General features: G+C 50.2%; 11 protein-coding genes and 1 tRNA gene. All 12 read left to right on the top strand.

Annotated elements, in window-relative coordinates; genetic code table 11:
• Nucleotides 1–90: 90 nt before the first annotated feature.
• Nucleotides 91–708 (top strand): 50S ribosomal protein L25/general stress protein Ctc, encoded by a 618-nt coding sequence (locus AC8GDC_RS05145; RefSeq protein ID WP_506557591.1) that lies wholly within the window; start codon nt 91–93, stop codon nt 706–708.
• Complete coding sequence (gene pth, locus AC8GDC_RS05140; RefSeq protein ID WP_506558473.1) at nt 701–1,294, top strand: aminoacyl-tRNA hydrolase; 594 nt, start codon at nt 701–703, stop codon at nt 1,292–1,294. The genes AC8GDC_RS05145 and pth overlap by 8 nt, the downstream gene beginning before the upstream one ends.
• Nucleotides 1,295–1,304: 10 nt before the next feature.
• Nucleotides 1,305–4,838 (top strand): transcription-repair coupling factor, encoded by a 3,534-nt coding sequence (gene mfd, locus AC8GDC_RS05135; RefSeq protein WP_506557590.1) that lies wholly within the window; start codon nt 1,305–1,307, stop codon nt 4,836–4,838.
• On the top strand, nt 4,839–5,531 hold the full coding sequence (locus AC8GDC_RS05130; RefSeq protein ID WP_506557589.1) for a nucleoside triphosphate pyrophosphohydrolase: 693 nt from the start codon (nt 4,839–4,841) through the stop codon (nt 5,529–5,531).
• Nucleotides 5,532–5,588: 57 nt separating this feature from the next.
• On the top strand, nt 5,589–6,797 hold the full coding sequence (hisS, locus tag AC8GDC_RS05125) for a histidine--tRNA ligase (RefSeq protein WP_506557588.1): 1,209 nt from the start codon (nt 5,589–5,591) through the stop codon (nt 6,795–6,797).
• Nucleotides 6,798–6,893: 96 nt separating this feature from the next.
• Nucleotides 6,894–8,171, top strand: a complete 1,278-nt coding sequence (gene eno / locus AC8GDC_RS05120; RefSeq protein ID WP_506557587.1) for a phosphopyruvate hydratase — start codon at nt 6,894–6,896, stop codon at nt 8,169–8,171.
• A 9-nt stretch (nt 8,172–8,180) separates the two neighbouring features.
• Nucleotides 8,181–8,642 carry an FtsB family cell division protein gene (locus tag AC8GDC_RS05115; RefSeq protein ID WP_506557586.1) on the top strand — a complete coding sequence of 154 codons (462 nt, stop codon included), beginning with the start codon at nt 8,181–8,183 and terminating at the stop codon, nt 8,640–8,642.
• On the top strand, nt 8,629–9,123 hold the full coding sequence (locus AC8GDC_RS05110; protein ID WP_506557585.1) for a DUF501 domain-containing protein: 495 nt from the start codon (nt 8,629–8,631) through the stop codon (nt 9,121–9,123). Before AC8GDC_RS05115 ends, AC8GDC_RS05110 begins: the two co-directional genes overlap by 14 nt.
• Nucleotides 9,111–10,322, top strand: a complete 1,212-nt coding sequence (locus AC8GDC_RS05105; RefSeq protein ID WP_506557584.1) for a S8 family peptidase — start codon at nt 9,111–9,113, stop codon at nt 10,320–10,322. Before AC8GDC_RS05110 ends, AC8GDC_RS05105 begins: the two co-directional genes overlap by 13 nt.
• Nucleotides 10,323–10,334: 12 nt before the next feature.
• On the top strand, nt 10,335–11,654 hold the full coding sequence (locus AC8GDC_RS05100; RefSeq protein WP_506557583.1) for an NAD(P)/FAD-dependent oxidoreductase: 1,320 nt from the start codon (nt 10,335–10,337) through the stop codon (nt 11,652–11,654).
• A gap of 15 nt (nt 11,655–11,669) precedes the next feature.
• A tRNA-Leu gene (locus AC8GDC_RS05095) sits at nt 11,670–11,742 on the top strand.
• 101 nt (nt 11,743–11,843) lie between these two features.
• Nucleotides 11,844–12,407, top strand: a complete 564-nt coding sequence (locus AC8GDC_RS05090; RefSeq protein WP_506558472.1) for a LemA family protein — start codon at nt 11,844–11,846, stop codon at nt 12,405–12,407.
• Nucleotides 12,408–12,415: the final 8 nt, after the last annotated feature.

Below are 12,415 nucleotides of genomic sequence, written 5' to 3'. Positions count from 1 at the left end.
CCAGTTCCCAGATCCTCGCGTTCAACGCTTGAGTAGAAAAAAGAATTATCAAGTTCAATTAGGGCTTGCTATCTAGTAAAGGGAATGAAAATGGCAGAAAACAAACTAGTGGCTGAAGTTAGAACCAACTTTGGCAAGGGTGCAGCGCGTAAGTTCCGCGCCGCCGGTAAGACTCCAGCAGTTATCTACGGCCACGGCTCAGAGCCAAGGCATATCACACTTCCAGCTCATGAGGTTGCTCTTGTGCTTCGTCACAAGAACGCGCTGATTGATTTGGACATCGCAGGCTCAGCTCAGCTGGTACTTGTGAAGTCCGCAACCAAGGATGTTGTCACGCAGGTGATTGAGCACGTTGACCTAATTGAGATCAAGAAGGGTGAGCGCGTACACGTTGAAGTTCCAGTTCACGTTGTTGGCGAGTCCCTGTCTGGTACCACCATCGATCTTGAGCACAAGACTCTAAAGCTAGAAGTAGATGCAACCACTATTCCTGAGTACGTTGAAGCTGTCTTCAACAAGGAAGGTGCCGGTTTCCACTTGCTCGCCAAGGACATCGTCATTCCTGCTGGCGCCAAGCTAGAACTAAAGCCAGATGAGCTAATTGCTTCTGTTGTTGTAACCGCAGCTGGCAAGAACGAGGAACCAGCTGCTGCTGCAGCTGAGGCTGCTCCTGCGGCAGCTAAGGCTCCGGAAGCTAAAGCTGAGTAATACCTATTTAGTAGTTGGGCTCGGCAACCCCGGGCCCAACTACGCACTTAACCGTCACAACGTTGGGCAGATGCTGCTCGATGTTGTTGCGGCCAGATTCGGCGAAACCTTCAAGGCCCACAAGTCAAACGCACTGGTAGCTGAAGTTAAAATCATTGGTGGACCAAAGCTCATTTTGGCCAAGCCGCTATCTTTCATGAATCTTTCCGGCGGCCCAACTTCCTCTCTCATGAATTTTTACAAACTAGACCCTGAATCATTGATTGTTGCCCACGATGAACTAGACATACCGCCAGCTACTTTCAGATTGAAGCAGGGCGGCGGACACGGTGGCCATAACGGAACCCGCGACATCATCTCAGCCATTGACAGTAATGATTTTGCGCGTATCCGACTGGGAATCGGAAGACCACCTGGAACTATGGATGCAGCTGATTACGTCCTGAAGAATTTCTCGAGCTCAGAAAAAACTGAGCTTGCTGTGACTCTGGAGATCGCAGCTGACGCGCTTGAAGAAATGGCGCGCAATGGCATCGTGGCCGCCCAGGCAAAATTCCACGCACCAGGCGAGAGCGGTACTACTTAGACTTGAGCTTGTGAAAAAGCACGGGGTACTCGCGCGCCTGGGCCAGGGCTACCCGTTTGCAAAACTTCAGTCAAACCTTGAAAACTCAAGGATTTCCATCGTTGCACCTCAGAGTGCAAATTCTTTTTTGCTCACTTTGTTTTCTGAGCTCAAAGGCGATAAGCCCCCAATTCAACTGATCGTTGCATCAACAGGACGCGAAGCCGAAGACATTGAACAAGAACTTGCCTATCTAGATCCCGCAGCTGAGATTCTGCTGTTTCCATCTTGGGAAACACTCCCACACGAGCGGCTCAGCCCAAGCGCTGAAACGGTTGGTCGGCGCTATCAGACACTAGCCAGAATGCAAGAGTTGTCTTTGAAGGCACCGGTTCACCAGGTATACGTTTTGATTTCAATTCGTGCAGCCCTGCAGCCAATTGTTGCTGGCCTAGAAAAGTTCCCACCGCTATCGCTTGTTCAGGGCAAGGACTACCTGCTTCCTGAGTTATCGCTCAAGCTAGTCGAGCAGGCCTATCAGCGAGTGGACATGGTTTCACGTCGTGGGGAATTTGCAGTCCGCGGTGGAATTCTTGATATCTTTCCGACCACCGCTGAGCACGCGGTGCGGCTAGAGTTTTTCGGCGATGAGCTGGAGGAAATTAGAGAATTCTCTGTCGCCGATCAGCGCTCGTCAACCACGAAACTCGAGAAGTTAACTCTTTATCCCGCCAGGGAACTGATCATCACGCCTGCGGTGGCTTCTAGGGCAAGGGAGATGATGCACGAATTCCCAAACCTCTCCGCGATGCTGGAGAAAATCTCACTTGGAATGCCAGTTGAGGGCATGGAGTCTCTTGCGCCAGCTCTTGCCGATTCAATGGTTTCTATCTTTGATTACCTGCCAAAGAAGGTCACCGTTGTGTTGTTGTCACCAGAAAAAGCAGCTGCAAGGGCTGCGAGCCTGGTTGAAACTAACGAGGAGTTTTTGCACGCAGCCTGGGATGCAGCGATGGATGGAGCATCTGCACCAATTGATTTATCCGGCGGTGGTTTTATTGACTTTGCATCCTTCAGTCAGAAGATGGCAAAGTTTCAGCTTGTTACACTTTCGCCTTTTGGGGAAGATAGCGAAGAAGTTGTGAATCTAGGAATCCTTGAAGTTCCAAACTTCAAGGGGGTAGATGCAACGGCTCTGGAATGGGTAGCAACCCAAATTGACCAAGGTCACCTTGTTGTTATCTCCGCCCAAGGCCACGGAACCGCAGAGCGGCTTCGTGAGGTTTTCATTCATGGAAAGCTTCAAGCAGATCTGGTGGATGAATTTCCAACCGATCCAAAACCCAAGACAATCTATGTCATCCAGGCTCCGATCAAAAAGGGTTTTGTTTCGGAAAGCTCAAAACTTACCTTTCTAACCAACACCGAGTACTACTCAAAGAGCAGCTACGCCTCACCTCAGGTTCGAAAACTAGCTGTCAAGCGAGGCGCTGCCGTTGACCCGCTTACCCTGAAGTCCGGTGACTTTGTCGTTCACGAGATTCATGGAATTGGAAGATTTAAGGAACTGGTTCAAAGAACCAGCGGCATTGGTTCAAGGCAGCATCAGAGAGAGTATCTGTTGATTGAGTACGCGTCTCCAAAGCGCGGCTACCCAGAAGACACTTTGTTTGTTCCAACTGATCAACTAGACATGCTCACTCGCTACGTGGGCGGTGAAGCCCCTGTGATTTCTAAGCTTGGTGGTTCTGATTGGGCAAGAGCTAAGGGCAACGCGCGAAAAGCGGTTCGAAAGATTGCTATTGACCTAGTCAAGCTCTACTCGGCTCGAATGAACTCGAAGGGTTACGCTTTCGCATCGGATACTCCTTGGCAGCACGAACTCGAAGAAGCCTTTCAGTTCCAGGAAACACCTGACCAGCTGACAACGATCGACGAAGTCAAAAGGGATATGGAAAAGCCAGTACCGATGGATCGCCTGCTGGCGGGTGATGTCGGATACGGAAAAACCGAAGTCGCGGTGCGAGCTGCTTTCAAGGCAATTCAAGACGGCAAGCAGGTGGCCATGCTGGTTCCTACAACCTTGCTAGTAAGACAGCACACCGACACTTTCCTTGAGAGATTTGCTGGATTCCCAGTGAATGTAAAGTCGCTGTCGAGATTCCAGAGCGCTAAAGAAGTCAAAGAAACAATTGCCGGATTGGCAACCGGGGAAGTCGATTTGGTCATTGGAACTCATCGACTACTCTCAGATACCGTCAAGTTTCGAAACCTTGGACTGATAATCATTGATGAGGAACAGCGCTTCGGAGTAGAGCACAAAGAAAAGCTAAAAGCTATTAAGACCAACGTCGATATTTTGGCAATGAGCGCCACTCCAATTCCAAGAACTCTGGAGATGGCAATCACCGGTATTCGTGAAATGTCAACTCTTGCAACACCTCCTGAGGATAGGCATCCAATTCTCACCTTCATCGGTGGCTACAGCGAAAAGCAGGTGGCGGCTGCAATAAGGCGTGAGCTGATTAGAGAAGGACAAATTTTCTTTGTCCACAACCGAGTCGCAACTATTGAGAAAACTGCAAATGATCTTGCAAAGCTGGTTCCTGAAGCTCGCATCGCTGTGGCACACGGGCAAATGCCTGAAGCTGCTTTAGAGCAGGTGGTTGTTGACTTCTGGGAAAAGAAGTTTGATGTTTTGGTATCCACCACGATCATCGAAACTGGAATCGATATTCCAAACGCCAACACTTTGATTATTGATAGAGCTGAACACTTCGGCCTTTCGCAGCTTCACCAAATTCGAGGCAGAGTGGGCAGAAGTAGAGAGCGTGCCTATGCGTACTTCTTCTATGACCCTTCTAAGCCACTTAGTGAAACCTCACACGATCGACTGGCAACGATTGCCCAAAACAATGAACTTGGTGCGGGGATTCAAGTCGCCCTAAAGGATCTAGAGATTAGAGGCGCGGGAAATATGCTGGGCGGCGAGCAGTCAGGGCACATTGCAGGAGTGGGCTTTGATCTTTACCTTCGCATGATCGGCGAAGCCGTATCCGAATTCAAGGGCATCAAGCTCGATTCACCGGCAGAGCTCAAACTTGAGATACCAATCGATGCTCACATCCCCGATACCTATCTGGATTCAGAAAGATTAAGGCTCGAGGCCTATCACAAGCTCAGCGCAGCCTCTGGAGAAACCAGCACCAGAGCAATCCTGGATGGCATCCTTGCTGAGCTTGAAGATCGCTACGGGAAAGCTCCTGAGCAAGTGAAAAACCTGATCGAAGTCACCGAACTTAGACAGATTGCGAATCGCGTGGGACTAAAGGATGTGAACTTCCTGACAGCGGTTGCAAGAATCCAACCCGTAGAGCTTTCTGAGTCCGAGCAGGTCAAACTCAGCAGAGCATATGTCGGGCTAAAGTATTTGCAATCGGCAAATTCTCTGCAGTTGCCAATTCCGAAATCCGCTGATGGCGACGTGGTTTCGGGTAAAGAACTGATCTTGTTCGCCAGAGAAGTTTTTGAAGTGATTGCAAACCTTCAAAGGGAAGATAAGTAAATGACAAAAATTGATGAGCTAATTCAAACTGCTAGGCAGCTCAGGGCCCCGGGCGGTTGCCCTTGGGATGCAGAGCAAACTCACCAGTCCTTGGCTAAGTACCTCATTGAAGAAACCTATGAGCTTATAGATGCAATCGAGTCCAATGACCGTCAGCAAATTCTTGAAGAGCTTGGTGATGTTTTCTATCACGTTGTGTTTCACTCGGACCTTGCTGAGTCTGGTTCTCTTGGTGAGCCATTTAGCATTCAGGATGTCGCTGAGCTTTCAATTGCAAAGATGAAGGGTCGACACCCTCACGTTTTTGGAACAGCGGAAGATCTTGAGAAGTACAAAGCTGAAACCGGTGACGATGTAATGAAGAGCTGGGATGCTCACAAGATGAAGGAAAAGCCTGAACGCCAAAGCGTGCTGGACGGAATTCCTAATTCACTGCCTGCGCTACTACTTGCCGACAAAGTAATTGGTAAAGCCCAAAAGCTCGGCGTCTTGGAAACCGAGGCAACACCGGCCATTGTTGTAGAAGACGAAGATCAACTCGGAGGGTTGCTGCTCGCATTGGTTCTGTCAGCAAAGCATCAGGGCTTGGATGCTGAACGTGCTTTACGGGAAACGATTCGAGAACTTCAAGTTGAAATCAGAGCATTCGAGCTCAGCGATGAATTTGATGCTGGAGTAGTGGGTCAGGCTTAGCCCAACAAACCCAGAAGTATCCAGGCTTTTTAGCCCTGGTCTGCCAGACTTGGAACCATGGCATCGCAAATCAACCCACCTCGCGGTATGAGGGATTTTCTCCCAACAGAAAAGACCGTGCGAAATGATTTGCTCTCCAAGATTGTTGGTACTTACGCCTCCCATGGATTCCAAGAAATAGAAACCCCTGCATTAGAAGCCATTGAGCGACTTAGCTCAGGTGATGGCGGGGACAACGAGAAGCTGGCATTCCGGGTTCTAAAGCGCGGCGAAGAACTTGAAGCAGCCCTTGGCAAAGATGCCGATGAACTCTCGGACCTAGGTCTTAGATACGACCTGACTGTTCCACTAACTCGCTACTACGCAACCAACCAGGCAAAGCTACCAAAAGTTTTCAAGGCGATTCAGACTGGACCAGTGTGGAGGGCGGAACGACCTCAAAAGGGAAGGTACCGTCAATTTGTTCAGTGCGATATTGACATCATTGGCGACGCAACAAATTTCGCCGAAATTGAATTACTAAACGCGAGCCTAAACGCTTTATCTGCAATTGGAATCAAAGACGCGAAGATCCGAATCAATCACCGTGAATTACTGTCGCGTTCGATTGCCTCTTTGGGTGTTGCACCGACTGACTTTGGCAAGGCCATGATCACTATCGACAAGCTAGACAAAATCGGCCCTGAGGGAGTCGCACTAGAGATGAAAGAGCGCTTCGGTGAGAAAATTTCCGATGCAACATCTAGCTGGCTCTCTTCGTTATCAAGCGACCCGCAAGTCCCAACTGAGCTCAGTGAGATTTTTGAAGCTGTCGAGCAACTGCACCCGGGCAAGCTTAGGTTTGATCCAACTCTGGTTCGCGGCATGGGTTACTACACCGGCTCAATTTTTGAAATTGAACATCCAGCATCCGGTTCTTCGATCGGTGGCGGGGGACGCTATGACGGAATGGTTGGAAAGTGGCTCGGAACCGAAGTTTCCGCAGTTGGAGTATCAATCGGATTTGAAAGAGTTGCCGAGTTGGTTTCAGGATCTTCCGCCAGCTCTAAATCACTCGTTGTCATTTTCGACCCCAACGAGCAGCAGGCTGCACTTTCAGTTCAGGCTGAAGCAATTGCCGCTGGTTATCTTGTGAGGTTAGAGCCAACACCAAAGAAGTTGAACACTTTGCTGGATTCCTTAAAAGATCAGGGTATGGCTGAATTTGCAGTGCTCGAAGAGCCTAAAAAAGGCTTTCAGGGGCTCAAGATCAAGCCAATCGGCTAGGCACTTGGCTGTCCAAACTAAACTAGGACTAGAGCGAACGACGATGTTTCTTAAGGCCGATCGGCCACTATTTCAACTCTTCTAAGGAGAAACCACTTGTCACTTATCGAAGCTATTGGCGCCAGAGAAATTCTAGACTCCAGAGGAAACCCAACTATAGAGGTAGAAGTACTTCTCGACGATGATTCTTTTGGACGCGCAGCAGTTCCATCTGGTGCTTCAACCGGTGCCTTCGAAGCTCACGAGTTCAGAGACGGTGACAAGGCACGCTACCTGGGCAAAGGTGTCCAGCAAGCTGTTCTCAAAGTCATCGGGGAGATTGACGAAACACTAGTTGATTTTGATGCAACCGATCAGCGTCTTGTCGACACAGCCTTAATCGCACTCGATGGAACTGACAACAAGTCAAACCTTGGAGCTAACGCAATTCTTGGTGTTTCATTAGCTGTTGCTAAAGCAGCAGCAGATAGCAGTGGCTTGCCGCTTTACAGATACTTGGGTGGCCCAAATGCTCACACTCTTCCTGTACCTCTTATGAACATCATCAATGGAGGAGCTCATGCTGATAACGGCGTTGACATTCAGGAGTTCATGATTGTTCCTGTTGGTGCTCCGACTTTCTCTGAAGCCGTTCGCTGGGGTGCAGAGGTTTACCATTCACTCAAGGCATTGCTTCAGTCCAAAAAACTTTCAACTGGTCTTGGCGACGAGGGTGGCTTTGCTCCTGATCTTCCATCCAACCGCGCTGCACTCGAACTAATCTCTGAGGCAATCCAGAAAGCTGGCTACAAGCTAGGAACCGACTTTGGTCTTGCATTGGATGTTGCTGCTACTGAGTTTTTCAAGGATGGAAAATACCACTTTGAAGGCAAGGCTCGCACTTCAGCCGAGATGATCTCCTACTACGAAGAGCTAATCGCCTCGTTCCCGTTGGTTTCAATCGAGGATCCACTTGACGAGAACGACTGGGATGGCTGGGCTGCGATGACAGCAAAGCTAGGGGATAAGGTTCAACTAGTTGGCGATGACCTGTTTGTGACCAACCCAAAGCGTCTCGCGACCGGTATCGAGAAGGGCACCGCCAACAGCATTTTGGTCAAGGTGAACCAGATTGGAACCTTGACTGAAACTCTGGACGCGGTGGCAATGGCGCAGAGCCACGGCATGACCGCAATCATTTCCCACCGCTCAGGAGAAACCGAAGACACCTTTATTGCAGACCTAGCGGTTGCTACCAACGCAGGTCAGATCAAAACCGGTGCGCCTGCCAGAAGCGAGAGAGTGGCAAAGTACAACCAGCTTCTTCGCATCGAAGAAGAGTTAGCCGACGCCGCTTACTACCCTGGAGCCAAAGCCTTCAAAAACTTCCGCTAGGAATCCAAAATGAGAATCACCGGTCGGCTAAACAGCTACACGCTAGCCCTACTGGCAGTTATTCTCGTTGGAATTTTCACACTCGCCCCAAGCATTCAGATTTGGTACGAACAGCGTCAAGAGATCGCTGATTTCAAGGCCCTCGTTGAGCAGGCCAAGGTTGAGCTTGAAGATATGGAAGCCGAGCGACTTCGCTGGGACGACGAGGTATACATCAGAGCTCAGGCAAGAGACCGACTGTATTTTGTAATGCCGGGTGAAGTTAGCTTTCTAGTTATGGATGCCGATGGCATCGATGTGTCTGATACTTCAGGAACGGTTGGTGCGATGCTTGCCGAGAAGCGTAAGCGAAGTGGATTTAGTGCAGAAGTTCTTGCAAGCAAAAGAAATTGGGTTGACTCCTTTTTAGAATCCGCTTTACGCGCAGGACTTGAGCAGCCCAATCAGGAAATAAAAAGTGCCACTAACTAACGTCACTGAACAAGACATCGAATCTGTTTCTAATCAACTCGGTCGCCCAGCCCGCGACATCGTTGCAATTGCGGCCAGATGCGTTTGCGGTAACCCAGTTGTAGTTCAAACCAAGCCAAGGCTTGAAGACGGCACTCCATTTCCGACCGTTTACTATTTGACACTTCCTGCAGCAACTTCCGCTGTTTCAACTCTGGAAGCTACGGGACTGATGATTGAACTTCAGAACAGACTGACCCAAGAACCTGAATTGGCCGCGTCTTACGCGCTTGCTCACCAAAGCTATTTGGATGATCGCGCACAACTTGGCGATGTTGAAGAAATCGATGGCATCTCCGCAGGCGGAATGCCAACGCGTGTGAAGTGCCTTCACTCGCTTGTTGCGCATTCGCTGGCAAAAGGACCGGGGCTTAATTTGATTGGGGATCTAGCTCTAGAAGCTTGTAGTTGGTCACCGAGTCGGTGCGTATGCGAAAAATAGTCGCATCGGTGCTCGTAGCGCTGCTCGTTGCGTTAGTTCCTCAGGCAGCCTCGGCTGATCCAGTTAGAGATCGCCAGTATTGGCTCAACGATTACGGGTTCACCAAGGCTTGGGAGCAAAGCCAAGGAGCAGGAATAAAGGTTGCCGTAATTGATACCGGCATCGACGCTTCGCATCCAGCCCTTGAGGGAGCGGTTGTCGGAGGTATCGATGTCTCTGGCCTTGGTACACCAGATGGCCTAACTCCAGTTGGCCAAAACAGCTATCACGGAACTATGGTTGCCTCCTTGATTGCCGGGCGGGGCAATCCCGAGGATGACGGTGCAGGAATATTGGGGACTGCGCCAAAGGCTCAGTTGCTTTCGGTATCCATGGCTTTTGGAGTAGAGGGCGTTGATACCGACTCGCAAATTGCCGAGGGAATCATCTGGGCGGTAGATAACGGCGCGCGAGTTATCAACTTGTCTTTGACAAGAAACTCGGTGTCTTGGCCCAAGTCTTGGGATGAAGCATTTTTGTATGCGTTTGAAAAAGATGTGGTGATTGTTGCCGCGGTTGGAAACCGACTCGATGGCACCGAAGAAGTTTCAGCACCTGCCACGATTCCCGGTGTTATTGCTGTTGCAGGAGTGGATAAGAACGCCAACGCCAGTGAGCTTTCTTCAACCAGCGGCTTCACAATCGGAGTCACTGCACCCTCCGAAGAATTAGTTGCCGCTTATCCAGGCGGGGAATATCGAATCTGGTCTGGCACCAGCGGTGCCGCTCCGATTGTTTCCGGGATGGTTGCACTAATTAGATCTTTGTATCCGGATATGGATGCGGCAAATGTTGTCAATCGAGTTATTCAATCGGCCACTAAGGATGGATTTGAAAACTACTCGAGCACCTATGGCTACGGATTAATTGATGCGCAAGCCGCCTTGAATATCGAACTTCCAAACGTAAACGAGAACCCGCTTGGCTCGCTTTCGGAATGGATAAGGCTCTATCGCAAGCAAGCTCCTGAAGAGGCAAACCCTGGTGAGATTGTGACCCCATTCGATACGCCGGTAACTGAAATTGTCGGTGCCGCTGGCTACGAACAGAGCCTTTGGCTCCCGTTGGCTGGCTATGCTGGTGTAGGGCTGTTAGCCACCTTTTTGTATTTAGCCTTTCGGCCAAAAGCCAAGGGCCCAAGAAGCCACAAGCGAAAGTAGTAAATTAGACCAATGCCTAGAATTCTGATCGTCGGCGGCGGCTACGCCGGTTTCTACACCGCTCGCAAGCTCGAGAAGTACCTGCGCAAAAATGAGGCAGAGGTCACCATGATTGACCCGCTTCCATACATGACCTACCAGCCCTTCCTTCCTGAGGTTGCAGCCGGATCAATTGAGCCAAGGCACGCGGTGGTCTCTCACCGCAGGCACCTAAAGCGCACCGAGATTATCACTGGAAGAGTCACTGACGTTTCTCACAACAACAAAAAGGTGACAATCGAGGTTCCCGGCCTTGCCCCATTCGATCGCGAATACGATCACGTGGTTGTGACTGCTGGTGCAGTGTCTCGAACATTCCCGATTCCAGGAGTTGCCGAAGTTGCAATTGGAATGAAGACCATCGAAGAAGCCATCGAAGTCAGGCACAGAATTCTGATCAACTTTGACAAGGCTTCGAACTTGCCAGAAGGTCCTGAGCGTGCTCGCCTCATGACATTTGTTGTTGTGGGTGGAGGTTTTGCCGGTATTGAAGCTTTTGCTGAGATGCTCTCGCTTGCTACCTACCTGCTTCGCTATTACCCGAACTTGAAGTTTGAAGAAATCAACTTCCACCTGGTCGAGGCAATGAGTCGAATCATGCCTGAGGTTTCGCTAAAGACCAGCCACTGGGTAATCAAAAATCTTGAGGGCAGAAACGCCAAGATTCATCTCGATACCCAGTTGCTTTCAGCCGACCACGGAATGATTGAGCTTTCCACCGGTGAAAAGTTTGGAGCCGACACAATTGTTTGGACTGCTGGAGTTATGGCCAACCCAGTTGTTAAGCACACTGATCTTCCAACCGATGAGCGTGGTCGTATCACAGCGAATGCCGCTCTTCGAGTAGTCGATGGCGAGAGTGTGATTGAAGGTGCCTGGACTTGCGGCGATGTGTCAGCGGTGCCTGATCTTTCAGGTGATGGCGTTGGCGGTTACTGTGTTCCAAACGCACAGCATGCAGTTCGTCAAGGAAAACTGATGGCTAAAAACCTTGTTGCCGCTCTTCGAGGCGAAGGACTTAAAAATTACAACCACAAGAACATGGGAGCGGTTGCCGGCCTCGGTGTTGGCGTTGGCGTATTCCAATACCGCAACCTAGCGGTCACCGGTTTCCTAGCTTGGCTCATGCACCGCGGTTACCACGGTCTTGCTATGCCGATGTGGGAAAGAAAGATTCGCGTATTTAGTGGTTGGGTTTTGAATTTTGTTCTTCGTCGCGACGTAGTGTCAATCGACGCCGTTAAGAACCCTCGATTAGCCTTTGAAACCTGGGCCTCCAGAGCCAAGAACTAGACTCTGGTGATTGCGGCCCCCGTAGCCCAATGGCAGAGGCAGACGACTTAAAATCGTCACAGTATGGGTTCGAGTCCCATCGGGGGCACCTTGGAATTAGCTGAGAAGCTACACACAAATTGAAGTTTTTAGGCAGGTTTGGCTTACCCTTTTCAATAGGTAAAAATCTTGTAAGGGGTAACTTTGGAAATCGCACTATTGGTAGTTGCTGGCCTCGTAGTTCTCGTCGGGCTGTGGCTCTGGTCCACCTACAACGCGCTGGTTGCACTCAACGTTCGAGTTGACGAAGCCTGGAGCGATATCACAGTTCAGCTAAAGCGTCGCGCTGACCTAATCCCAAACTTGATCGAAACCGTTAAGGGTTACGCCTCTCATGAGCGTCAAGTATTTGAAGCCGTGACTGCGGCAAGAGCCGCAACTGTTTCTCCAGATGCTCTGGCTCACCCTGAGCAAGCCGGTCAAGCCGAGAACATGCTTCAGGGAGCCCTGAAGTCACTGTTCGCAGTTGCCGAGGCCTATCCAGTACTGCAGGCAAGTCAGAACTTCCTTCAGCTCCAGGCTGAACTCAGCGACACCGAAGACAAGATCATGGCTTCACGTCGCTTCTATAACGGCGGGGTTAGGGAGCTGAACACCAAGGTCTTGCAGTTCCCTCAGAATCTTTTTGTGAAATCCCTAGGTTTCCCTGAGCGTGAATTCTTCGAGGTGGCAGATAGCGCAAGCATCTCAGAACCTCCTAAAGCCACCTTCTAGTTTTATAG

It is taken from the genome of Rhodoluna miladensis (SeqCode) (assembly GCF_965234705.1).
Classification (GTDB): domain Bacteria; phylum Actinomycetota; class Actinomycetes; order Actinomycetales; family Microbacteriaceae; genus Rhodoluna; species Rhodoluna miladensis.
This window is presented reverse-complemented; position numbering and strand designations above follow the sequence as displayed.